Genomic DNA, 23,484 nt, shown 5'->3' on the forward strand with positions numbered 1-23,484 from the left:
TGTCATGGTTTCCCCCTTGAGGCGATAGCCGCTAGCTGAAACATTTAGTTTTTTAAGAGCTCAAAAAAATGAACAATTTGCAATTCTTGCCTAAAATTAACAAAGCTACCTTGGTACCAATGGCAGTTCAAGCTCCTAAACGTTCGTTAACTAGCATAGATTTTGGCGGCTTGTTGGGTCAGTTTATGAAGCCAGAGGGACTGGCAATGTTAGGGCTAATGGCAGGCTTACTTATTGCTTCCAAATTAGTTGGAAATGGGAAGGGTAAAATTACCTCCGGGCGGCTGTGCGGGACGGCTGAAAAATTGGCAGCCACAGGCTCTGCCCTCAAACAAATGAAAGAAAAAAAACGGCAGCCCGTCACTTTGTGGAGCGGTACGCCGACTTATTGGTTTAAAGGTTGTCAGGGATTGAGCGCTAGATTGCAAACGCTATTAGGTGCATCTCCTACAGTTTGGTTTCCCCACGCAGAACGCGGAACTTTAGTCATTGGCGCTCCGGGCTCTGGCAAAACATTCAGCGTCATTGACCGGATGGTTGAAAGTGCATTTCAGCAAGGGTTTCCTGTCATTATTTACGACAAAAAAGGAGACCAAATGAAACTGCTTGCACCCCTTGCAGTGCGCTACGGCTACGATGTGCAAGTGTTTGCACCGGGGGAAGCTTACAGCGGCACTATCAATCCTCTGGATTTTATGAGAGATGCACAAGATGCAGTAATGGCAGCAGAAATTGGACAAGTTATTGCTCGAAATGCTAGTCCGGGGGAGAGCAAAGGCAATGAGTTTTTCGAGAAAGCAGGCGAGTTGATGGCGAAGGGTTTAGTGCAGTTGGCAAAAAGCAGTCCTTACCCGGATTTAGCTTTTGTGTACGCAATTATTCAACTCCCAGATTTGGTCAAGCGCATCGACCACGCCGTTCATCGGCCCGACGGTCATCCCCTCAAAATGGACAGGTGGATTGCCTCTAGTTTTTCGCAGTTATTAAGTTCAAAAGATGCTGAAAAAACTGTGGCGGGCATTAAGGCAACCGCAGAGGCAACCTACTCCAGTTTCATTCAAAAAGATTTGTTGCGGGCATTTATTGGTCGCAGCACGATTCCAATTGCTTTAGAAGGCAAAAAGTGCGTTATTTTCAAATTAGATGACCAAAGGCGCACTGTAGTGGGGCCGCTGTTAGCTGCTGCTATTCACTTATGTGTGGTGTCTAATTTGAGTCGGGTACGTTCTGACCCATTTTTGTACTGCTTAGACGAGTTTCCATCTCTCAAGTTCGACAGAATGGATCAGTGGGCTAACGAATATCGTTCTGCTGGTGGCGTGCCGATTGTTGGGATTCAATCGCTCAATCAACTCTATAATTTATATGGGGATAAAAAAGGAGCTGCGATCGCCAGTGCTTTGTCAACTCATGTCCTCTTCAACCCCGGCGATTTTGAGACAGCCGAGAAATATTCTAAGCGGTACGGGGAAGTGGAAGTGCTGGTAAAAAATCGATCGACCGGCAGCTCGACGGGGCAGCAAACGAGCCGTTCTGTCAACTGGAGCGAACAGTTGCAAAAGAAACCGCTGATTAGTCCTGACGAAATTCTGAGGTTTCCTCAAGGCAAGTGCGTCATCACTTCACCGGCCTACGCAACGGGGACGGAAGCTTTATTTCCCTACCCTCTCAAGATTCCGGTGCGACCCGGCGACATAAAGCGAGCTAAAGAGTCTGAAGAACTGTGGGACAGCAGCATCAGACCGCAGCTTGAAAAGCGGGCAAAAGCTTTGTCAGTCGAGCAGCAGACGGGTAAACTGCTCAATATAGATGAAGAGCTGGATCAGCGGATTCGATTCGCTTACCAATTGCTGCCACATCCGAACGATCCAGAAGAACCCGTGACTGTGGCTGATGTTAAGTCGCCTGTTAATGCTGCTGGTGCGAACAGCGCGGCTGGGAAAATAGCGGTTGGCAATATTCGGAAAAAACTCAAAACTCTGTCCTTTGGTGGCGATAGATGATGGAGCAAACTAAACAATTTTTGGCTGATATTTTGATTGTTGACGATATTCCCGCTAACATTCAACTACTCTCTCAATTGCTAATTGAAAACGGTTACAAAGTCAGGAAGTTGATTAGTGGAGAGCGAGCTTTAAAAGCAGTAGAGTTGCAAGCGCCCGACTTGATTTTGCTAGACATAAAAATGCCCGGTATGGATGGTTATGAAGTCTGTCGTCAACTTAAAGCATCTGAAGCTACTTGTGATATCCCTATAATTTTTATCAGCGCTTTAGATGACGTATTTGACAAAGTAAAAGGGTTTGAGGCGGGCGGTGCTGACTACATTATAAAACCTTTTGAGCCTGTTGAAGTGTTAGCGCGGGTATCTGCCCAACTTAAAATGCAGCGTTTGCAGCAGCAACTTCGCTGCGCTAACGTGCAATTGGCTACACAAAATGTTCAGCTCAGCCAGGAAATTCAAGAAAGACAGCAAGCAGAAGCCAATTTAAGAATGCTGTTGCACGCTGTTTCGCACGATTTGCGATCGCCTCTATCGGGAATGTCGCTGCTGCTGCGAAGTCGCCTCAATGATGCTGGCAGTAACATTGCTATTGATAGGCGGACTATGGAGGTTATGGTGCAAAGTTGTTCGCGCCAACTCCAGTTGATTGAGTCACTAACAGCAACACAACAGTTTGATGTGAAAAGTGCTTCTTTAGCCATGAAGCCGCTGTCGCTGCCCGCTTTAGTCCAAAATATTCTTATTGAAAGATTACCAATTCTCAACCAGCATCGAGTCAAGGTTAAACAGCTTTTTGCAGCAGATTTGCCTTTAGTCAATGCTGATGCCCAGCAGCTATGGCGGGTGTTTGGCAATCTGATCGACAATGCTGTTAAATACAATCAGTCTGGGTTTATTTTGACGGTAGAAGCTAAAAAGGAAGGTGAGATGGTTCGCTGTACGGTTGCAGACAATGGGGCAGGAATTTCTCCTCAGCAATGTGCAAGATTATTCGAGCCTTATACGAGGGGAGTTGGAGTTAGTTTAAGGCAAGGATTGGGATTGGGACTTTACATTTGCCGGCAAATTGTTGAGGCTCACGGCGGAGATATTGGCGTTGATAGCGAATTGGGAAAAGGAGCGAGGTTTTGGTTGACATTGCCAAAGTTTGAAGATTGACAAGCTGTCATAATTTGCTACGCGATAGCTACGCCTCAAAAACCACTTTTTTTAGAACAATTAGAAGCTGCATTCCAACGGCTAAACCAGCCCCAAACGCAGTGCTTTAACGGCAGCCTGGGTGCGATCGCTCGCTTCAAATTTAGCTATAATCATCTCTACATGACCTTTGGCGGTGTGGACGCTCATTCCTAGTTGAGCGGCGATTTGTTTATTGCTTTTACCCTCAACTAGCTGCTGCAAAACCTGCATTTCCCGTTCTGTCAGCTTGATGTCGTCATTCGCATAGCTTTCGGGCAGTGGCGTTTTGAGATTTTGCAGCACGCAGTCGGCAATCTTAGGGTCTAGGTAACTGCCACCTTCTTGCACAGTCGTAATCGCTGCTAGAAGTTGTTCTGCGTTAGTGCCTTTAACGCAGTAGCCGTGAGCGCCGCTTGACAAAGCCGCCATTACCTGAGTTGGATTGCTGTGGTGGGTGAGCATCAGGATGCGAGTATGCGGCAGTGCGGCTCTGATTTGCTGCGCGGCTGCAATACCGTCGATTCCGGGTAAGTCAATGTCCATCAGCACGATGTCTGGTTGGTGTTGCAGTGCAGCACTGACGGCTTCGTTGCCGTTAACAGCTTGTGCGACAACTGTTAAATGGGGTTGGTTATTGAGGATATGCTGTAGACCGAGCTGCATCATCGGGTCATCTTCAACTATCAGGATGGTTTTTAGTTGGCTTGTTTTTGGTTGCGTGGCGGTAGTTGCAGTCACGGCTAAGATTCCTACTACATTTTATCCATAGTCTATTGTTTTTCCTCATATTAAAGAGTGTCATCCTCCTATGGAGAGAAGAAAAGTATTGATTTTTGGGCAATTTCGTCGGAAGGTGGATGTCTCTCGATAGGAGGATGGTAATAAAGTCGATTCTCCCGAGTTTTAGGTGATCAGAAAAATTCTAGTGATACGGCCCGAAAAGCCCGCGCGAGAGGCTCACACTACCGTTCCCTCCACAAATCCAGAAGAGCTATACACAGTCTGAACAGATTATATCGACACTTCGTTGACTTCATCCAAATTGATTTCATCCAAATTGACTTCATCCAAATTGATAGCTGTTGCTACTTCCTTCGGTTGAGGTGTTAGATGACCATTGAGCTTGATAACTGTTTGTTCTCTCTCTCGTTCAATGGTAGTCAAAAGCCAATTTTGAGTGTGTCGGTGTTGCTTGCTGTCCCAGGCAAACAGAACTTTTTCTGCAGGTTGAGTCGGGTGCAGTGCCAAAATAATCAGTTGTAGCTTGTGAGGCTCGATCTCGAAGAATTCGGCAGCTACCCATAACTTAACTCGGTCTTGCCAAGTCAGTACAGGATGGCGAATCGCCCACTCAAATAGTTTGGGCGTCCCTTTGACTAGACCCACATTTGTACGGACTTGTATCACTTTAAATGGAGGAGAAGGGGAAGAATTTTCTTCTGTCACTCCCCTTTTTGTTCGGTCTAGTTTTGTTTGAAGTGGAATGTCAACAAACAGTTTTCGCTGGGGTAAAAACAGTGATGGCGATAGTTCTTTGAGCTGGAAAACCCACTGCTGGAACTGGGGGTGACTGTTGAGAATTGGCTCGACAGGTAATCCCATTAAAATTTGCTTGACAAGCAGTTGCAAGCGTTCTTGCAGATAGGAAGGAACAAGAGGTGGCTCTTGTAGTGGGCTAGTATGAATAGTTTGATTGAGGTCTGATAGAGTAAGGAGGTACATTGCTCAGAGCATAAAAGACTGAGCAATAGCGGCGATCGCCAGAAGTCAGGGGGGAATGGAGAATGAGACGCTGACTTTTCCGGCTTCTCAACCGAAAACCGTGAGGGTGTAGGCTGCTTGTTACCTAATTATACAAGTTTGGCTAAAAATGCTACTGATGAAGAAATGATATCGGCAATATCATCTGGATCGAGGGAATAAATCTTTGCTAAAACTTCTTTTTTAATTTTTTCAGAGCCTATCCTCTTGCTGCCACTCACTTGACCGATCGCCACCTCATCCAAACCGCGTTGATAAACTGATAAGGATATTTCTCCATCCAAATAAAGTTGCAGAGTCTTGGTACTGCCACCGCTTAACTTTGCCAGTTGCCGAAAGTTCTTAGAATCGGATTCGGGTATCGTTTTCCCTTTTAACCACCGATATACGGTTGAAAAATCTACTCCGATAGCGGACGCTAAAGCACTTTGAGTCCAGCCTTCTTTCAGCAGCAGCTCGATCAACTGAGTCAGCCGCTTTTGGCGATCGAGTATAAGAGAAGATACAGAGCTAACAGTCACAATTGCTTACCGAAAATTTAGGTTTAAAGTCCTGGGGCACACGGGAACTAACGCCCTTGCGAGACACCGACAAGAGTTTGGCTGAGGATACTCCTCCGAGTGTAAGCCGAGTAGTGGAAAGAGGAAGCCCAAAGAGTGGTCTTGGGAATCCCCGCGCACGAACGCACCCGGAGGATGTCAACTAACGCTTTTACCGTACACTATTTTACTTTCTGCTGCGTTGAAGCCGATACTTTTTCGCTATTTTACGCCCTTTCTACAAAATTTGAGCAATCACAGCCTTAATCGATTACGCAACTACCCTTGCAGTATGCAATACTTAATCTTGCACCGCGCAAGACGGACGGAACATCAATGTCATCCTCCAACACAGTTCGCGGTTCTGATGCACATAACTTCTCTGTTGTTCGCAGCGCTGAACTCACTGCGAGAGTTGCACAGGACTGCCACCTAAACAAAGCCGACGCTAAAGATTTGTCTGCCCACAGCAGTACGCTCACTGATGCTGAAGCATTAGAATTAAGCAGCTTGGAAGCGAAAGTCGAACGGAGCTTGAAAGCTTTCTGGGAAATAGGGCAAGCTTTGCGCCAGATCCGGGATCGGCGCCTCTACCGACAAGACTTCTCGACGTTTGAAGACTATTGCACTAATCGGTGGGAAATGTCTCGTCGCTGGGCTTACCAATTGATTGAAGCGGCAACCGTCTATGAAAATGTGCGCCATGGCGCACAAATCCTTCCCGCCAATGAGCGCCAAGTTCGCCCTCTAACAGCACTACCCTCCCAAGAGCAGCCTAGGGCTTGGGCCCAAGCCGTTTCTACTGCTCCGAACGGCAAACTTACGGCTTTTCACGTTGCCCGAGTTGTTGAAGAACACCAGAAAAAAATTTCGAGGAATAAGTCTAACAACGAAAACAGTTCCAAAAACCAACGAACTCAAACAGCCAATCATCCATCGTCAAACCGTGAAATTTCAGCAGCCACTCAAGAGAATGCTGAGGGATTGGGAGCAACATCCAGTCAGACAGAAACTCAATGCCGAAGCTGCTGGAACTGCTATCATTGCAGTTTTGAGCCTGTTCAAGACGACCCTCACAGTTTTTATTGCCACAAGCTAGGCAAACTAAGCTTTATTGAGAAAGATGGTAACGAACGGGGCTCTAAATGTAAATTGTGGCTCGATCGATGGATCGAGCCAGAGTTAGTCAAAAAGGCAAGACGAGCCCAACGAGATACTTTTACCTTAACTCTACAGCTCCCGATACACCTGCAAGCCCAGATGCAAGATGCGGCTAAAACTCAAGGTCTGGCTGTAGCAGATTGGGCGGAACAAGTCCTCAAAGCAGCAGTTTCTACAATCAGTTTTGCTTCATTAGTCCAGCCTACTCATAACATTACGCCCGCCGCCACAAGTGAGAATTAGGTACGTATTGGGCTAGAAATCGTCCAAATTAAACAGCGTAAATTGGTGAGGAGATGTTGTCGTTTTTCTGGATCGGCGTTTGCCCTTAACAACTTCTTGAATTACTGGATTTGAGTGAATTGATGTCTTCTCATTCAAGTCAATAACTTCTGAGCTTTCTCCTGAACTTATTTCATGTTCGACAGGACAATCAGTATCATTTTCAGCCTGGGACTCGACTGGCTCAAACCACTCATTATACCAGTAAGCAGCGTTTATTGATTGAGGTCGATCGCTACTTAAAGTATTGCCAAGGAGCAAATCAGTTTGACCCAACCACCAAATCGGAACAGCCAGCCAAGGTGAAAACATATAAAACTGAAACAAAGCGCATTTTAACAGAGTAGGGTCTATATCTTGACCGATACCGCTCAGACAGTAATTCGACTGTGTTAACATTAAAGCACCCGTACCGCACGCAGGTTCATTGAAGCTGGAAATTCGCTCTGTTTTATCACCACTGACTAACTTAGATATGAACTGACACAAAGCTAAGGGTGTCGGATAAAATCCTGAACTTTTTTGAGCAGTCTTTCCGCAGATTTGGGGTAGCAGTCTGCCCATATAATCTTCAGGATATAGCATGAGAATTGACAGGTCAAACATCTGATAAAGGCGCATTGATGCACCTTCACAGTCGGCGGGTTCTTTGGGTAAAATCTTGTAAGCTGGATGTCCGAATGCGAACAAAACCCAGTCCAAGAAAAACTCCAAATAGTCCCAAGCTGACCAAGTTTTCCATTCTCCATGTTTGGGAATGCAATTGAGGCTATTATCTAACATGGCTTCTGCGGTAGGAGAATGCTGCCATTCAATTTGGGGAATCGGTTCTGCTGGCAAAGTTTCCTCAATTACAAATTTGGGTAAAATTTCTGGTTTTCTGTTCTCCAGAATGGCTAGCATTGGCTCCATCTTCCACCGCATCCAGGCATGACTAGGGACAGCTTGACACAAAGCCCAATAATCCCACCTTCCCCACAAACATCGGTCTATTTGTGCGAGAATTGTTAAAAGCCAGCCATGCTTTAAATCTCGTGTGAGGTTGGGGATTAAAGCTTGCTTTTTCTTTGGTTTATAGGGTTGATTTCTGAAATGTAACAGCGTTGACTCTCTAATTTTGGAGTTAATGATTGGCAAGACAAGCTTATTTTTCATCAAAATAATGGGTAGAAACCCCGTCTTAAAAGACGGCTTTACTTGAGTTAAAATTGGTATGAATATCCATCTTTCCTCTGAAGAGTCTGACAGTATTTATGGCTAATACCTTGTACCAATTCTTTTGCCGAAATATTGAAAGAGCCACTGCTGCGAACAGCCACTCGACCAATATATTGACCAACTTTCTTTCCCCTGGTTACTACTGCTTTAACAAGGTCGCCAGTTTGAAAACCTTTGACAAATTTGTCACGAGGTACATAACGAGATGGAAAACCAAATTTATCAGTGCGGCACATTTGTCGAGTGCCGTGACCGTTGGCCTTGATTAACAATGGTTGAGTGGTTAACACAATTAATTTATCAACCTTGCCAACACAAGCAGCGTCAAAATAATGAGTTTTGGGCAACTCTAATCGAGTGCGATTGTATTTTGTCTGCCCGCCGGAACCCGTCGTAACAGGTAATCCCGTTAGCTTGAGTTGATTAAACAATGCCCAACGGGTTGAGTTGACGGCGGTAGCATCTTTGAGTGGTTGTTTGACTTGTGCCATAATTTGCTTGAGCAAATCTGGCTTCTTTAAAAGGAAGTCGTTAATATCTTGAGTACCTTTCTTGAGATTACATTTTTCGCAAGCTAGACACAGATTAGAGATTCGATTGCTACCTCCTTTTGCCTTGGGATGAATGTGCTCTACCTGCAAAGGAATATTTTCTACCTTGCAGTAAGTACATTTTCTCTCCCATTTGTTGAGCAGATATTCTCTGATTTCGTACCCAAGTAATTCGCCTTGCTGATATTCGACCCCAGAAATTTCAGGTTTCTCTAGTTGTTGAAGGTCGAATCGAACTAACTCCATCGCAATACTATTTACGGGTGCAAATTTGATGAATTTGTTGACCCAGGTCAGCGTAGTATCTACTCGATGTTTTAAGCTAGGAGCTAGCCAACCTTTCGGACGAATGCGATTTAGGAAACGCGCTTGACGGTAGCGGGTATGTCTAGCTCGACGACTTCTACGGATAGCACGACGAGAATCCAAGCTAGCTTTAATTGCTTGTCCTCTGTGATTTAGCTCACCTACGAAGATGATATTTTCACCTTTTAGTAGCGCAATTCCCGTAGTTTTACTACCGGGATCGAGTTTGATCTCGTAGCTTGCGGGGCGGAACGCCATCGACTGTTCAGTTGTATTGACAGCACGTTTAAGAATGATGGTAAATGGGTATCTACGGAAGACCGCAGCTTCGCCATTCGAGAGTAATCTTCTAGCCACGGCAGGATGAACGGGATGTAGTGGTTGTTTATTTGGATCCAGTACAAAGGTATAGTTTTGCATGAAATTCTCCCTTGCGGGGTAATGTTTGCTTCGCCAATATTTCAAGAGCTTGTTAAGCTAACAACACTGTTTCAGTGACCGTAAAACTGTTTAATTGTTAGCGACAGAGCAGAAGACTAGCACGCATCTAAGGGTGTCGTGACTCTCGAAATGTAGTCAGTTAAGACTGTGGCTGGTCAGAATGGCTTACTGGATTTTTCCGGCAAGCCTCATGCCTTTAGGCTGAGGTTCCTGACGAGTACAAGTCTGAAAAATGCACCTCTAAAAACCGCAGTAGCGGTTCGCACATTTTAAGAAGGTGAAGGGGAAGGGGAAGGGGAAGGAGACGATAAAGGACAGATTAAATTTTGCTTTTATTTATTAAACCAAATGTATAAGAGTGAGAGAGAAGCAAAAAAAATATATTAATTTTTGGAAAAGTATTTGCAACTAAATGTAAATGTTTAGAGGTAATAAAAGGGAAAACAGGTTATTGTTTTCCCTTCTACCCCCTTTTACCTCCCCAAATAATTAGCTTTTTCTATCCTTCCCCTTCCCCTTCCCCTTCCCCTTTCTTAAAATGCTTCGCACAGCAGCAGCCCCACCTGCTTGAGTAAAGCTTTGTTACCATCAGGGCATCCCGACTGAATCAAACATTTAGGACAGCCAGAACTGCAAGAACAACTGCGGGCTAACTCAGCAGCCGCATGAGCTAATTGAGGGAGAGAACGAAAAATAGCTTCCGAGGTTCCCGAACCTCCTTCTGCTAAATCGTAAAAGAGTCCTGCATAGTCATTTGCACCTCTCTTCTCTACTAGAAAATTCACATCATTAGGTGAAGCCAAAATAGTCAGAGGTAAAGCTGCTAAAATTTGATGGCCGAAACTGTGAATAGCCAACAAATTCGCGGGGTACTCCCACAACTGCTGATATCCGGGCTCCATCTGCTGTTGAGATTGAAGCAATTCCTGGCGAGTAGCTGTTACTACCTGTTGCAGATAACATTCAACCGGGGAATTAAAACTAATTTGCAGTACAGGAGTCGCAAATTTTATTTCGTAAGGTTGCTCAAAGTTTACCTCATTAAGAACCGATGTTAGCTCAGCAGAGCGAGTTCTCTTGCCACAAACAGGACAGGCAGTACATTTTGGTAAATGCTCTTTGTAATTGACACACTTTCTATTGAGACAAGTTAACTCGTAATTGCGAGTTAATAATTGATAACCAGTGACGAGTTGGCTAATTTCTCCCCAAACCAGTTCCAGAATAGCTTGAGCTGGAATTGCCTTACTATCCGTTGAATTGGTTTGAACATTTCCTTCAACTTCTGGAATGACCAACGGGATTTGTTGAGGCAAACTCAAATTCTGCTTGAGGCTGGTATGAGTGTGGCTAATCGCTACAGTAAACAGTCGAGTTTCAGGGGTGTTTTGCAAAATAGCTTTGCCATTCAAGAGTGAGCGCGAAGTATAAGTCACCAAACAGCCGTCTGAGTTTTGCGTGCGGTAAATAGCACCAGGAAATACCTCTCGATAAGCAATCTCCGCACTGAGGAGTTCAATCTCTTCTTGAGTCTCCGCATCCACCAGTTGTATCGTGCTAGAACCCGTTCCCCCTCGAAAGTTTACATCTTTATGGGGAAAGCCCTTAGCCCATAATTTATCCCGGCTTCTGTGAAGAACACCTTGCTCAATTAAAGCCGTTGCAATTTGAGGAGCGCTCTTGCCAAAGTAGTGCTTGAGCTTACTGGCAGGAATGCCTGTTTCGACAGCCGCGCACATCAAATGTTTGGCAATATCTATGGGATAATTGGCATTAAAGCTCACCAATTCAGATTCGGCTGACACCAACAATTCAGGGCGCTCGGCAAAATAGTTATCCAAAGGTGATTGTGCAATAGGAATGAAGACAATTAAACCGGAGTTTGCGCGACCAGCCCTGCCAGCCCTCTGCCTAAAAGCTTGCAAGCTTCCCGGCCATCCACTAATAATAGCAAAGTCAAGTTGAGGTAAATCAATTCCTGCTTCGAGAGCGCTAGTGCTGAGGATACACTTAACTGTTCCTGACTGCAAAGAGTTAATAATTTCCATGCGGCGCTCGCTTGTTAAACTGCCGTAGAAAATTGCTACTTGCGACTCAATTCCCGAGTTAGTTTGAGTTACAGCTTCTTGCTTAAAAGTTGCCCACAAGTTCTTAATTGCTTGTCTGCCGTTACCGAAGCAAATTCCGCTTTGCCCTTGCTGCAACAAAAACATAATGATGCGAGCAACATCTGAATTAGCATCATGAGTCGGTTTAGTAACAATTAATTGCCGTTCTGGGACAGCAGCTCCGCTAGAGTTAATCCAAACTAACCGCTCGGGTTCATTGATATTTCGCTTTCGACTTCTACCAGATAGTAACTTCGCTAATTTAACGGGATTGCCAACGGTAGCACTCAACATCAGGAATTGCAGTTTTTGAGAACAACCTCCGCGCTCGTCTACTGCCAATTTTAATCGGCGAATTAAGCTAGCCATGTTAGCTCCGTAAACTCCGTTAAAAGTGTGAGCTTCATCTAGGACAATATAGCGGAGGCGACTTAAAAAGTGCTGCCAAGGCTGACTCCAGTGAACGCCTTTCAGCGCATAGTGAATTAACTCTGGTGTGGCGCTGATTATGCTGGGATTTGCAGCTAATAATTGTTCTCGGGTTTTGGGAGGAGTATCTCCAGTTAGAAGGGCAAGGCGCGGGCGCGCAGGCTCAGGAATCAGTTGGAGCAAATCGGCAAGTTTTTGACTTTGGTCGGCTGTTAAAGCTTTCAAGCCATAAATAGAGAGTGCAGTAAATTGATGTTGGAGAATGCCCTCTAAAATAGGCAAGTACGCACTTAAAGATTTGCCAGAAGCTGTTGCTGTGCTGAGGATGACATCTTTGCCCTGGCGCACGGCTTTGAGTGTTTTAATTTGGTGCGAATAAAGCTGTTGAATGCCTTGGCTGTGCAAAGCAGAAATTATTGAAGGCGGCAAGTCTTGAGGAATTTTGTAGAGCTTAGGAGTTGTAGCAGTCGCGATTGTCTGATAAATAACCTCTTCGCCTAAAAACTCACACAAATCGGCTGTTGCAGTTGGCTGCAAGTGGCTTGCTTCTGGGAAGTTATTTTGGTGAAAATCATGTCTGGCTATTAGTTGGGAAAGAAGGTTGATATAATTGGGAGGCATTGGTCACTCTAAGAATGAATCTTTTCTCTCTTACTACCGATAGGTAGGAAAAAGAACGAGAGAGGAAATTAATAAAAAAACCAACTGGGAGTCGGACTGCTTTTGGTAGGAGTTACAACCTTTTAGAGTTAAGACGATCTTGACAGACTTTACAATTATGCTAGAATAAATTTAATTGATTAAACTAAATGCAATTTATTCCTATTTGAGACTGGTCTTAATTACAAAAAAATCAATAAAGGAGCATTTATTGAGTATGATAGAAAGGGAGAACATCATGCAATTAAGTCAGGCTATTGTCAATGAATTTCAGCCAGAAAAAATTATTTTATTTGGCTCCTATGCTTATGGAAACCCTCAAAATGACTCGGATGTAGATATGCTAGTGATTTTGCCATACAAAGGGAGCAATTTTCGCAAAACTTGGGAAATTTTAAATAAAGTTCAACCAAAGTTTGCCATAGATTTGTTAGTGCGAACTCCTGTAGAGATTGAGCAACGCCTAGCCTGGAATGATTTTTTCTTGCGAGAAATTATAGAAAAAGGAAAGGTGATTTATGAATCCGCTAACAGTTGAATGGGTTGATAAAGCTGAAGGGGATTTTACTACGGCTTTGCGGGAATTACGAGCGAGGAAATCTCCCAACTATGATGCGGCGTGTTTTCACGCTCAACAATGTGTTGAGAAATATCTAATGCTACTATTATACCTCATCATCCGCAAGCGATCGCACCCGGTCGCTAATTCAGAGATAATTTACGCTTAGAAACAACGCAGTCTTGCAAATAAAGATTAATTAGTTCCTGGGAAGATATACCTTTTTCCTGAGCCATTGTTTCAAAATATTCAATCACATCAATTCCCAGAGAAATCGCGATCTGTTTTTTTAACTGTTTAGCAAAAGGATTCGGTCTTTTTTTCATTTTTGACAGATCGTATTCCGGTTCCATTTGTTGATTAATTTTGTTTTTTTGCTCATCCCACTGAAAGGTTATTTTATTCATTCTGCCAAAAGGTCATTTATTAGCCAGTCAATCGATTTTAGATTTTAGATTTTAGATTGACTTTCATTCCCTGATTTTGGGGTAGCCACTTGGAAGCTGATTAGCCCGATAGTGGAAGTGATGAAATCATTGTCATTTTAGCCAATTAATACTATAATATAGATATAGCTGATTGATGATTTACAGAAAACCGGGTTTCTTCAAGAAACCCGGTTTCTAAGGATAATCCCATGCCTAATATCAATTCAAATTCCCAGGAGCAAAACCTAGAACTGAATAATGCCGAAGTAATTTTCTATCCCGGCCTATTTCAACCTCCAGAAAGTCAGCAACTCTTTACCGAATTATTGAATCAAATAGCCTGGAAAGAAGAACCGATAAAAATCTTTGGCAAATCGGTGCTTCAGCCTCGGTTAACCGCTTATTATGGAACTCAGGCTTATACCTATTCCGGTGTGACCATGCAGCCCTTACCCTGGAATGAACCGCTATTACAAATCAAAGAAAAAATCGAGCCTTTAGTTAATACTCAGTTTAATGGAGTTATGCTGAATTTATATCGCAATGGTCAAGATTATATCGGCTGGCATAGTGATGATGAAAAGGACTTAGCCAAAGGTTCGGTAATTGGTTCTCTCAGCTTGGGAGAAACCAGGCGTTTTATCTTTAGACGTAGGGACGATCATCAAAACAAAATTGAACTGAATTTAAGTGATGGTGATTTTTTGGTGATGGGGAGTGGTACTCAGAAGTTTTGGCAGCATCATGTCCCGAAAACGGCTAAATCGACTCAGCCCAGAATTAATCTAACTTTTCGGGTGATTAAATAAATTAATGTGAGAAACCCGGTTTCTTCCCTAAAATTCCTCTAACCAAGTTTGAATTACTCCTAACAAATTATCCTGACTGGGGGGAAAACCGCGCAGAGGTGCTTCGAGGGGTTCATCGGTTATCCAGATAATGTGCAAACCCAGTTTAGTATCGGCGATTTTGCGATAGCAGGTGAGGAGTGGGGGATGAGGGTAACAGTCGTGTAGAATTAGGGCAAGGTGGGGTTTTTGCAGTTGGCGTTTTACGGTGATAATCTGTTGTTTGAGTTGGGCAAAGTTGCTAACAGTGGGGATGTCTGTATCGGGAAGTGCGAGGGAGTAAATTAGGGTGCAAAGTTCTTGACAAATAGTGCTGGGTTCTGTTTCATCGGCTAGAGATTGAATGTTGAGAGGTAGGGGTAAGTTTGGTATTAAAATATGGGGCGATTTAAGTGTTTCCATAAAATTTTCCAGATGTTGCTTTTTTCACTATGCCATGCCATATAGAATTCTGGATAAGTGAGGTTTTGGGAGCAATACCAAGTAATTTGGTAGAAAAATTCCTTATGGTAGAAAAATCTTGAGGTTAAATTAAATTTCAGGGCAGAAACCACTTGGTTATATTGCTGTTTAGTTGCAATAATTTTACCCAAACTATTGGCAATTCTCTGACGGGTATCTTCATCAGAAGTTTCATCCAGCAGTTGGATTAAACGGTTGATCGCCCCCTCATTTCCCACTGCTATATTACCCAAACTCTCGGCAATTATCTTACGGATATAATAATCAGAAGTTTCATTAAGCAGCAGGATCAAACGGTTGATTACCTCCTCATTTCCCACTGCTATATTACCCAAACTATCGGCAATTATCTTACGGATATAATAATCAGAATATTTATCGAGCAGTAGGATTAAACGGTTGAGTGCCCCTTCATTTCCCACTGCTATTTTACCCAAACTCTCGGCAACTCTCCAACGGTTATTTTTGTCAATTTCATCAAGCAGTAGGATTAAACGGTTGAGTGCCCCTTCATTTCCCACTGCTATATTACCCAAACTATTAGCAACTTTTCTACGGGTATATCCATCAGAAGTTTCATCCAGCAGTAGGATTAAACGGTTGATCGTTCCCTCATTTCCCACTGCTATATTACCCAAACTATTGGCAATTATCTGACGGGTATCTTCATCAGAAGTTTCATCCAGCATTAGGATTAAACGGTTGATTACCTCCTCATTTCCCACTGCTATATTAGCAAAAATATTGGCAACACTCTGACGGATATATTCATCAGAAGTTTTATCGAGCAGCAGGATTAAACGGTTGATTACCTCCTCATTTCCCACTACTATATTACCCAAACTATCGGCAACTTCCCTACGGATATATTTATCAGAAGTTTCATTGAGCAGCAGGATTAAACAGTTGATTACCTCCTCATTTCCCACTGCTATATTACCCAAAATATCAGCAACTTTTCTACGGGTATATCCATCAGAAGTTTCCTCCAACAGTAGGATTAAACGGTTGATTGCCTCCTCATTTGCCACTGCTATTTTACCCAAACTATCGGCAACACTATCATGGGTATTATAATGAGAATATTTATCCAACAGCAGGATTAAACGGTTGATTGCCCCCTCATTTCCCACTGCTATATTAGCAAAAATATCGGCAACACTCTGACGGGTATATTCATCAGAAGTTTTATCGAGCAGTAGGATTAAACGGTTGATCGCTCCCTCATTTCCTACCGCGATTTTACCCAAAATATCAGCAACTCTCCCACGGTTATAAAAACCAGAAGTTTCATCCAGCAGTAGGATTAAACGGTTAATCGTCCCCTCATTTCCCACTGCTATTTTACCTAAACTCTCGGTAACACTCTCATGGGTATAATAATCAGAAATTTCATCCAGCAGTAGAATTAAACGGTTGATTGCTCCCTCATTTCCCACTGCTATATTACCCAAACTCTCGGTAACTTTTCTACGGGTATCTTTATCATAAGTTTCATCGAGCAGTAAGATTAAACGGTTGATTACCTCCTCATTTCCCACTGCTATATTACCCAAACTCTCGGTAACTTTTCTACGGGTATCTTCATCATAAGTTTCATCGAGCAGTAAGATTAAACGGTTGATTACCTCCTCATTTCCCACTGCTATTTCACCTAAAATATTGGCAACACTCCTACGGGTATATTCATCATAAGTTTTATCGAGCAGTTGGATTAAACGGTTGATTACCTCCTCATTTCCCACTGCTATTTCACCTAAAATATTGGCAACACTCCTACGGGTATATTCATCATAAGTTTTATCGAGCAGTGGGATTAAACGAGAGATCGTTCTTTCCCTATCGGTTTCTGCTAATACTGCCTCTGCCCCTTGTCTAATTGCTGCAATAAAAGGAACGCAACTCCATTTAACAATTTGACTAACAATTAGATCAGCAAAACGACTCTCCTTAAACTCAGGAATTATTAGCCCCCCGAAAAAATAAGCACGATACTCATAAAAACCTCTATCCACTTTCTGATAACCCCACCTTTTCCGATAATTCCAACTGCCACAACCATCATCAAAATTAATCAACTTTTCAATAAACGCCTCTTTCTTCTCCTTCTGCACATTCTCCCGCCCAAACCACAGCAAAATCACCTCTTTCCACTGCTTCTCAAAAATCCGATAAGTACCTAAACTCGGATTATCTGGCCCATGATGCAAAAAATAACCCCAATCATCCACCGCCAACGCTGCAAAATACTCCTGAAACGTCGGATGATAAAACGCATAAACCCGCTCATCGGGATTTTCTACCGCCACCCCCACCAAATTCAACCAACCCAACTGCAACGCCAACCGACACAAAGGCTCATCAGTTTCCCCCAAAACCTCCGTTAACAAACCTTCCCTTAACCGAAACCGAGACTCAGATTGCTCCATCCCCCGCAGCGCCAACCTTCCCAACCCTGCATTCAACTCCCGTCGCTGCTTGGATTTCGTGGGAAAAGCCTCCTGCTTCCACACATACAGCGCCTCGGCAAACTGCTCATAAAGCCCCGCCTTCGTTTCCGGCAAACCCCCCTGCCGAATTTGCCAAGCGCGACACAACAGCGCCAACCGCAGGGGATTTCGCACCGTATCCCGAATCCGCTCTTTTCCAGCTTGGGCTAATTCTGCCAGCAACCGCTCCCCTAACTCTCCTTGACGCGCAAACCAGCGTTGAATAAATTGCCCCACCCCCTCCGGGTAGTCAAAATCGAGATTGCGATAAACATCAAACCCTTCCAGGGTATTTTTCCCCGCATCCCAAACATTCTGGCGACAAGTCAGCACCGCTCGCCCTTGGGCAACCCATCCGGTAATCTGAGCCGCAACAGTCGCCAGGGGGTTGCCACCCGCCGCCATTTCATCCACTCCATCCAGCAAAAGCCACACTCGCCCACTGTTAAACAACAACGCCAGCGCGTCTTCCATTTCCGGCGTTACCCGCACCGCACCCAGAGCATCCTTAAGCCACTTTTGCAACAGATACTCCTCAACACTTCGCCCCTGCAAATCTGCCAAAGACACCCAAATTGCCACATCCTGCTCTGTTTCTGTCGCTACCCATTGGGCAATTTTCTGTAACAGCGTCGTTTTTCCTGCCCCCGGCTCTCCCGTCACCGCTAACCTGCGCCCTTGACTTTTCGGACTTTGCCCCTGTTTCAGCACTTGCGCGAAAAACTCATCATTTTTATAGGTGCGGGTGACTTCTTCATACTCCTTTTCTGGCTGATAAAATTGGGAACCTTCCTCTGGCGAAACTTCCCCAGAGCGTTTTTCCTTCTTTACCCGTTCAACTAATCCCAGAGGTATATAAATATCATCAAAAGCAAACTCTACCCCGTTGCCAGTGGTGAGGGGATTTGTTGTTAGTCGTCGTTGCTTTGCTAAAGCTTCTTGACAGACTTCGTGCCAGTCAATATTGGGAATCGACTTTGCCCGGTTCCCATCGGGCGAGTTCAGTCAATTATTAATGGTTAAGGTGCTGTTATTAAAGGTATTTCCTTGCAATACCTGTTTGATCTCATCAGCTAGTTTACTATTATTAACAATAGAAGGGTTAGCTCTGAGATGAGTCTCAATTTTTTGAATATAGGGATTGATTTTAGGTTCCTGTTGCCCTAATTCCGCTAACTCTTGAATTTGTGTCCATAATTCGGGTCGTTTTTCGGCTGCGGCTTGAATATCGGGAATGACTTGACTATAATTTAAAGGCCGATCGGGTGTATGTTCAATTGCCGTTACTGTAGTGGGACTTTCTTGGTTAAGATTTGTTAAAAATTGTTGCGTTTTTTCAACACACATCTCACCGATTTTTTCACCTGTTTTCTCTAAGGCTTTCGTTCCCATGACTGTTCCTAACGCTAACGCGGCTGCCAATAAAGGTTCCATAATCTTAAAATATAGATAAAGAAAACTATTTCTGATTGTAATATAACATATAAAAAATCGTCAAGTCATCGGCTCTGTGTCTCATCGCTGGTCTTCCCCAAATTTTGAATCGCCTGTCCTTTAGTTTTTCTTAGGAATACTCTTGGGCATATTTGCTTTAATTGCGATCGCCTAACAGGAATAGTAATGTCAGTTGCGATCGCACCCGCCATTGCATTGCAGCACCAGTAGTCGCTGTTGGAGCATTAATTTGGTGGTTAGCGCGTGATTAATTCTCGCTAAAATACCGATCGAAGCGGTCAATGAAAGACTGCCGAATTAACTCGGCAGCGCTTTCCTGTTATTTAAGGTGAGTGAGTTGAGTGATGCTGAGCAAAGCAGGCAACATCGAGTCAGGCTTATCTCCTGTTTTGAGAGCAATTTCTAAATCAAACAAAATGGAGAGCGATCGACTTAAGGAGTTCGCAGATACTTCCTTAACCTCCTGCTTAAGGAAATACAGCCGTTTCGGGTTACTAATTCCGCACATACTAGCAATTTCGCTATCAGAACGTTGTTGGTCGGAATTGATAGTAGCTTTTACCCACAGCCAAGTTTTAAACTGAGTTTGGAGAGTGGCAATAATTGCTAAAGGAAACTCTGCCCGAGATAGCAATTCATCAAGCACCTTAATTGCCGCCACTGCTTGACCTTTTAAAAGAGCTTCGGCAAGTTGAAAACAGTTGGCTGTGGTAGCTGGAACGAGGATTTTAGCAGCTTCTTTCGTAATGCGAGCGCCTGCTGCATAAATGGCTAATTTCTCTAGTTCACTGACTCTTCTAGCAGAATCGTTGCCAATCGCTACCGCTAGATAACTGCCAGCATCTCGGGCAATTGAGAGATTCATCTGTTTAGCAGTAGCAGCGATCGCACTTTCAATCAAATCGGTACGCCAAGGAGGAATGAGAGTAAACTCCTTGAGGTTACCAAACTGCAACAAATGCTTGACTACCTTGAGCCGTTTGTCGATAACAGCAGCAGTGAAGACTAAGTGCGTTGTAACAGGTAATTGGGGCAAAATTTGCAGCAATTCTAGCCCCATTTCTCCAAATTGCTTGAAATCGCAATTTTCAACGACAATAAGTTTGTTTCCACCGCCGAAAGGAACTGAAGCAGCAGCAGAGAGGGCTGCATCCAGGGAAGAAGCATCGAAGCGGTGGATGTTGAAATCTCGCCAGAGAGGATGAGTTTGAGTCTTAAACTTTTCAACTTCTCGTTCAATTGCGTAGGTATCATTCCCAATTAGGATGCTAATCATGCTGCTAACTCTTCCTGTTGTTTGACAGTTACAGTAACAGAGCGGCCTAAAGCTTTAGTAACGATCCGCTGCACGGATTCAAGGTGACTCTGAAACTTATTCGCGTATTTTCTTTCTACTGCTAACACACATGAATCAGCCGAAAGTTCGGCAATTTGAGCGCGGTTTAAGAGGCTACGATTGCCTGGTTTCGCTGCTGCTACTACTTGCGCCCAAGTTGTCTCAAAGTCAGGAGAATCTGCCTCTATTTTTTGAGGACTTTTATCAAAATTGTCAGGCTGATTAGATGGGAAAGTTGCCGGCAATCGCGTTTCGGGGGCAGCGGGTTTGCTTGACAGCATCAAGTTCAGCAGACAGACTTCTAACCAAGTAGCAGCATTGGTGCTAGTTCTCAATTGAAATTCTGATTTTTGCAATTGTGTACAAGCCGCATCAATTGTTTCAAAATCGAGATGAAGAGCGAGCGATCGCAGTTGTGAGTAGCCTACTGGCCCTGCAATTAAATTCTGGCAGTGGCGCGTTGATTTGACAATGAGCAAATCTCTCATTGCTGCTAGCAAGCTGCTGAGAATAAGTTTAGGGGTTTTGCCGCTGTCAATGAGCGTTCTCGAAGATTGCAGTACGCTTAGGGTATCGCCAGAATGAATGGCTTTGAGAAGGGCGATCGACTCTTGCTCGCTGATACTGCCAGATACTTCTGCAACTTGAGTTAGGGTAATCTCTGAGTTTAGCAGTGAAAGCTGAGAAAGTAATTGTAGAGCATCTCTTAACCCCCCGTCACAGGTACGAGCGATCGCCCGCATCGCCTCACTTGCGATCTCAATAGATTCAGTGGAGCTAATTTTGTGCAATTGTCCGATAATAGCATCAACTGACAAGGCTCGGAAGTTAAAAGTTTGGCAGCGGGAGATAATTGTCGGCAGGACTTTATGTGCTTCAGTCGTACAGAGAATAAACACCACATGAGCCGGAGGTTCTTCAAGGCATTTGAGGAGAGCATTTTGAGCGCTGGTACTGAGTTGGTGGCACTCGTCTAAAATCCAGATGCGGTAAGGGCTCATCGCTGGCGCAAAGTTGCTGTGTTGTATTAATTCTCTGGCATCATCCACGCCATTGTGAGAGGCCGCATCGATTTCAGTTACGTCTAAGCTTGAACAGGAGTCAATGGTTTTGCAGCTTGAACATTCTCCGCAAGGAGTGGCGGTTGGCTTTTTGCTATTCAAACAATTGAGGGATTTAGCAAGAATGCGAGCGGTTGAAGTTTTGCCTGTTCCTCTGGGGCCAGTAAATAGGTAAGCTTGAGCAATTTTGTCGGAGGTGATGGCATTGGTCAAGGTTGTTTTGATGGTGTCTTGACCCACTAATTCTTGTAGGTTTTTGGGGCGGTATTTGAGGTGCAGTGGTTGGTACATTTTGAGTCGTTAGAATACTTCTGGTAACTATTCCCCGATAGGGGAGGCATGCCTGAAGTTATGCCATTTCTCAAAAATCTTGCTACAGAATTGTTAGCTTTGTTTGTGGGCTCTGTTTGTCAGGTGCGGCTCTGTGAGATTGTTTGTCTAAATTAGGAATTTTTAATGGCGACACACCCTACGGCTACTATTGCATGAGTCTTGATAATTAGTATTAATATAAGTTGTTGGTGCGACAGTATTGAACACACTTGTAGATAATTTTTATGTTAAAATAGGAATTTAAATTATCCTAATTTATACAGTAATAGGCTCCGAATTGGGGCAGGAGAGGGCATCAAATTTAGATGCCGCTCCCCACCTTTTATTCTTGCGGAGCGATAATGTATTCGCACTCTAAAGCCTCTGTACCCGACGCTGGTATTCCAAACGGTGCAATCAGTATGGGAGCCGTAGGAGTTGCCATTAACATCCGCAAATCCGAACTAGAAACAGCTTTAACTGTATCAATTAAATAGCGGATGTCGCACTTGATCCGAAAGTCACAACCGAATAGTTTGGCATCAACTATCTCAGTACCAGAACTGAGAGTATTATTTAGTGAAATTCGCACTTGTTGACTATCTAAATCGAATTCAAAAATTGCTGTAACATGGGACTTATCGCTGTGAGAAGCTAACCGCTCTAAGGCTTTTAAAAAGCTGAGCTTCTCTACCACAATTTGATGGCTAAGTTCATGCCGATAAGGAGCAATAATCTGGTCGCACTTCGGGTATTTTCCTTCTAATAACTGCGCTGTCAGCCGCCAATTGTTCCACTCAAAAGCAACAAAGTTATTGCTATTGTCAGGCTCAGTCTCATAGTAAATAGCTACTCTGTCAGTGGGATTCAAAGTCCGCTCTAATACCCGGAGTACCTTAGTGGGTACTGTAAATTGCACGTTTCGAGTGTTCAAAATATCGGAATCACTGCTTTCACTGAATCCTACAACCATTGCTATCCGATGTCCGTCTGTTGTCCAAACTCTCAATTGAGAAAGTCCCCTTTCTGCGTCGTGGCTTAGTTGAAAGTTAGCTCCAGTTAAGATACGTTTGGTTTCTTCAGAACTTACAGCAAATAAGCTGGCTTTGAGGACAGCAATTAACACGCTAGCAGGAATGGTCACAAGTTTTTGTTCAAGGCTCTTGATAGCAGGGAATTCGTCCGCAGTTAGCCCACGAATGACGTGCTTGCTCCTTGATGCAGTCAGAGTGGCACTGACTGATGGAACGTCACTTCCTTTGATAATTTCCCAAGAACTCTTTAAGGTAACGCGACTTTTCGGAAATTTTCCGAGAATGTCTGCGAGTATGGTTGCAGGGAGAGTGAGCTTTCCAGATTGATTGATATTAGCTTCAAAACTCGCTTGTATCCCAAATTCCAGGTTATAAGCAGTTAAATGCAATTGTCTAGTTGCGGCATCTGCTTCTATGAGAATATTGGATAAAATGACATGGTTGTTATTGCTATAAATGCTGCTTTTGAGAGTTTGGATGTAATCATTTAATTCTCTGGCATCACAGGCAAATTCAACGATTGAAGGGGAAGGGGAAGGAGAAGGCTCCGGCAATGTCTCATCGTTTGATTTAGCTCCTAAATCAGAAGCATCTGTGGCTGAAACTGGTGTATATTCTGTGGATTTTTCAGAGGGTTCTACTTGTTCTGAAAGTGCTGTTTCCGGTTCAGAAGTTGAAGAACCTTTTGTGATTTTTGTAACAGATTTTTCAGCCTTAGCGGAATTAGTCGCTGTTTCAGGAGATCGTTTTTTCTTGGTTGCTCTCTGTACTACTTTTTGCTGAGGGGGTGTTTCTGTAAGTCTAGATTTTGCCATAATTAGTTGTGTGTCAGAAGTTCGATTTGCCGCTGCGGTAGCAGC

General features: G+C 43.8%; 19 protein-coding genes. 6 read left to right on the forward strand and 13 right to left on the reverse strand.

Features of this window, described 5'->3' with window-relative positions:
• Positions 1 to 68: 68 nt before the first annotated feature.
• Entirely contained in the window at positions 69 to 2,003 is a 1,935-nt protein-coding gene (locus tag QUB06_RS02015) for a type IV secretion system DNA-binding domain-containing protein (protein WP_333433933.1), read from the forward strand.
• A complete protein-coding gene (locus QUB06_RS02020) occupies positions 2,000 to 3,163 on the forward strand; it encodes a hybrid sensor histidine kinase/response regulator (RefSeq protein ID WP_333433934.1) in 1,164 nt (387 codons plus the stop codon). Before QUB06_RS02015 ends, QUB06_RS02020 begins: the two co-directional genes overlap by 4 nt.
• 81 nt (positions 3,164 to 3,244) lie before the next feature.
• Here QUB06_RS02020 and QUB06_RS02025 read toward each other — a convergent pair whose 3' ends face one another.
• The 3 genes from QUB06_RS02025 to QUB06_RS02035 form a co-directional block, all read right to left on the reverse strand.
• Complete coding sequence (locus QUB06_RS02025; protein WP_333151665.1) at positions 3,245 to 3,922, reverse strand: response regulator transcription factor; 678 nt, start codon at positions 3,920 to 3,922, stop codon at positions 3,245 to 3,247.
• A 273-nt stretch (positions 3,923 to 4,195) separates the two neighbouring features.
• Positions 4,196 to 4,906 carry a hypothetical protein gene (locus tag QUB06_RS02030; protein ID WP_333433935.1) on the reverse strand — a complete coding sequence of 237 codons (711 nt, stop codon included), beginning with the start codon at positions 4,904 to 4,906 and terminating at the stop codon, positions 4,196 to 4,198.
• A 128-nt stretch (positions 4,907 to 5,034) separates the two neighbouring features.
• Positions 5,035 to 5,466 (reverse strand): helix-turn-helix domain-containing protein, encoded by a 432-nt coding sequence (locus QUB06_RS02035; RefSeq protein WP_193975537.1) that lies wholly within the window; start codon positions 5,464 to 5,466, stop codon positions 5,035 to 5,037.
• 354 nt (positions 5,467 to 5,820) lie between these two features.
• Here QUB06_RS02035 and QUB06_RS02040 point away from each other — a divergent pair, with 354 nt between their 5' ends.
• A complete protein-coding gene (locus QUB06_RS02040; protein ID WP_333433936.1) occupies positions 5,821 to 6,888 on the forward strand; it encodes a hypothetical protein in 1,068 nt (355 codons plus the stop codon).
• Positions 6,889 to 6,900: 12 nt separating this feature from the next.
• Here the strand turns inward: QUB06_RS02040 and QUB06_RS02045 are convergent, their stop codons facing one another.
• The 3 genes from QUB06_RS02045 to QUB06_RS02055 all read right to left on the reverse strand — a co-directional run bounded on the left by QUB06_RS02045 (position 6,901) and on the right by QUB06_RS02055 (position 12,601).
• Positions 6,901 to 8,082, reverse strand: coding sequence for a hypothetical protein (locus QUB06_RS02045; RefSeq protein ID WP_333433937.1), 1,182 nt, complete (start codon positions 8,080 to 8,082; stop codon positions 6,901 to 6,903).
• Between the two features lie 47 nt (positions 8,083 to 8,129).
• Positions 8,130 to 9,422 (reverse strand): RNA-guided endonuclease IscB, encoded by a 1,293-nt coding sequence (gene iscB, locus QUB06_RS02050; protein ID WP_333151655.1) that lies wholly within the window; start codon positions 9,420 to 9,422, stop codon positions 8,130 to 8,132.
• Between the two features lie 554 nt (positions 9,423 to 9,976).
• Positions 9,977 to 12,601: a DEAD/DEAH box helicase gene (locus QUB06_RS02055; protein WP_333151653.1), complete on the reverse strand. Its 2,625-nt coding sequence runs from the start codon at positions 12,599 to 12,601 to the stop codon at positions 9,977 to 9,979.
• A 277-nt stretch (positions 12,602 to 12,878) separates the two neighbouring features.
• Between QUB06_RS02055 and QUB06_RS02060 the strand changes: the two genes are divergently transcribed.
• The gene (locus QUB06_RS02060; protein ID WP_333151651.1) at positions 12,879 to 13,178 is read left to right on the forward strand and encodes a nucleotidyltransferase domain-containing protein; all 300 of its coding nucleotides are present in this window, start codon (positions 12,879 to 12,881) and stop codon (positions 13,176 to 13,178) included.
• Positions 13,159 to 13,368, forward strand: coding sequence for a HEPN domain-containing protein (locus QUB06_RS02065; protein WP_333151648.1), 210 nt, complete (start codon positions 13,159 to 13,161; stop codon positions 13,366 to 13,368). The genes QUB06_RS02060 and QUB06_RS02065 overlap by 20 nt, the downstream gene beginning before the upstream one ends.
• On the opposite strand, the gene QUB06_RS02070 is transcribed toward QUB06_RS02065, so the two are convergent.
• The gene (locus QUB06_RS02070; RefSeq protein ID WP_333151646.1) at positions 13,343 to 13,606 is read right to left on the reverse strand and encodes an antitoxin; all 264 of its coding nucleotides are present in this window, start codon (positions 13,604 to 13,606) and stop codon (positions 13,343 to 13,345) included. The two genes, QUB06_RS02065 and QUB06_RS02070, sit on opposite strands and share 26 nt — an antisense overlap.
• A gap of 230 nt (positions 13,607 to 13,836) precedes the next feature.
• On the opposite strand from QUB06_RS02070, the gene QUB06_RS02075 reads away from it, so the two are divergent.
• Positions 13,837 to 14,436, forward strand: a complete 600-nt coding sequence (locus tag QUB06_RS02075; protein ID WP_333151644.1) for an alpha-ketoglutarate-dependent dioxygenase AlkB — start codon at positions 13,837 to 13,839, stop codon at positions 14,434 to 14,436.
• Between the two features lie 27 nt (positions 14,437 to 14,463).
• Here QUB06_RS02075 and QUB06_RS02080 read toward each other — a convergent pair whose 3' ends face one another.
• The 6 genes from QUB06_RS02080 to dnaN all read right to left on the reverse strand — a co-directional run bounded on the left by QUB06_RS02080 (position 14,464) and on the right by dnaN (position 23,439).
• Complete coding sequence (locus tag QUB06_RS02080) at positions 14,464 to 14,877, reverse strand: NACHT C-terminal alpha/beta 1 domain-containing protein (RefSeq protein ID WP_333151643.1); 414 nt, start codon at positions 14,875 to 14,877, stop codon at positions 14,464 to 14,466.
• Positions 14,847 to 18,137, reverse strand: coding sequence for a HEAT repeat domain-containing protein (locus QUB06_RS02085; RefSeq protein ID WP_333433938.1), 3,291 nt, complete (start codon positions 18,135 to 18,137; stop codon positions 14,847 to 14,849). The genes QUB06_RS02080 and QUB06_RS02085 overlap by 31 nt, the downstream gene beginning before the upstream one ends.
• A 294-nt stretch (positions 18,138 to 18,431) precedes the next feature.
• Positions 18,432 to 18,860: a hypothetical protein gene (locus tag QUB06_RS02090; RefSeq protein WP_333151831.1), complete on the reverse strand. Its 429-nt coding sequence runs from the start codon at positions 18,858 to 18,860 to the stop codon at positions 18,432 to 18,434.
• A 340-nt stretch (positions 18,861 to 19,200) separates the two neighbouring features.
• Positions 19,201 to 20,157, reverse strand: a complete 957-nt coding sequence (holA, locus tag QUB06_RS02095; RefSeq protein ID WP_333151828.1) for a DNA polymerase III subunit delta — start codon at positions 20,155 to 20,157, stop codon at positions 19,201 to 19,203.
• On the reverse strand, positions 20,154 to 21,569 hold the full coding sequence (dnaX, locus tag QUB06_RS02100; protein ID WP_333151826.1) for a DNA polymerase III subunit gamma/tau: 1,416 nt from the start codon (positions 21,567 to 21,569) through the stop codon (positions 20,154 to 20,156). The genes holA and dnaX overlap by 4 nt, the downstream gene beginning before the upstream one ends.
• A gap of 364 nt (positions 21,570 to 21,933) precedes the next feature.
• Complete coding sequence (gene dnaN / locus QUB06_RS02105) at positions 21,934 to 23,439, reverse strand: DNA polymerase III subunit beta (protein ID WP_333373201.1); 1,506 nt, start codon at positions 23,437 to 23,439, stop codon at positions 21,934 to 21,936.
• Between the last annotated feature and the right edge of the window lie 45 nt (positions 23,440 to 23,484).

The organism is Microcoleus sp. D2_18a_D3 (assembly GCF_036702455.1).
Classification (GTDB): domain Bacteria; phylum Cyanobacteriota; class Cyanobacteriia; order Cyanobacteriales; family Microcoleaceae; genus Microcoleus.

Excerpts from the sequence above, each read along its gene's own strand:
- dnaX (WP_333151826.1), bottom strand. The coding sequence starts at position 21,569 with ATGTACCAACCACTGCACCTCAAATACCGCCCCAAAAACCTACAAGAA.
- QUB06_RS02040 (WP_333433936.1), top strand. The coding sequence starts at position 5,821 with ATGTCATCCTCCAACACAGTTCGCGGTTCTGATGCACATAACTTCTCT.
- iscB (WP_333151655.1), bottom strand. The coding sequence starts at position 9,422 with ATGCAAAACTATACCTTTGTACTGGATCCAAATAAACAACCACTACAT.
- QUB06_RS02075 (WP_333151644.1), top strand. The coding sequence starts at position 13,837 with ATGCCTAATATCAATTCAAATTCCCAGGAGCAAAACCTAGAACTGAAT.
- QUB06_RS02055 (WP_333151653.1), bottom strand. The coding sequence starts at position 12,601 with ATGCCTCCCAATTATATCAACCTTCTTTCCCAACTAATAGCCAGACAT.
- dnaN (WP_333373201.1), bottom strand. The coding sequence starts at position 23,439 with ATGGCAAAATCTAGACTTACAGAAACACCCCCTCAGCAAAAAGTAGTA.
- QUB06_RS02045 (WP_333433937.1), bottom strand. The coding sequence starts at position 8,082 with ATGAAAAATAAGCTTGTCTTGCCAATCATTAACTCCAAAATTAGAGAG.
- QUB06_RS02080 (WP_333151643.1), bottom strand. The coding sequence starts at position 14,877 with ATGGAAACACTTAAATCGCCCCATATTTTAATACCAAACTTACCCCTA.
- QUB06_RS02030 (WP_333433935.1), bottom strand. The coding sequence starts at position 4,906 with ATGTACCTCCTTACTCTATCAGACCTCAATCAAACTATTCATACTAGC.
- QUB06_RS02060 (WP_333151651.1), top strand. The coding sequence starts at position 12,879 with ATGCAATTAAGTCAGGCTATTGTCAATGAATTTCAGCCAGAAAAAATT.
- QUB06_RS02070 (WP_333151646.1), bottom strand. The coding sequence starts at position 13,606 with ATGAATAAAATAACCTTTCAGTGGGATGAGCAAAAAAACAAAATTAAT.
- holA (WP_333151828.1), bottom strand. The coding sequence starts at position 20,157 with ATGATTAGCATCCTAATTGGGAATGATACCTACGCAATTGAACGAGAA.
- QUB06_RS02065 (WP_333151648.1), top strand. The coding sequence starts at position 13,159 with ATGAATCCGCTAACAGTTGAATGGGTTGATAAAGCTGAAGGGGATTTT.
- QUB06_RS02015 (WP_333433933.1), top strand. The coding sequence starts at position 69 with ATGAACAATTTGCAATTCTTGCCTAAAATTAACAAAGCTACCTTGGTA.
- QUB06_RS02020 (WP_333433934.1), top strand. The coding sequence starts at position 2,000 with ATGATGGAGCAAACTAAACAATTTTTGGCTGATATTTTGATTGTTGAC.
- QUB06_RS02090 (WP_333151831.1), bottom strand. The coding sequence starts at position 18,860 with ATGGAACCTTTATTGGCAGCCGCGTTAGCGTTAGGAACAGTCATGGGA.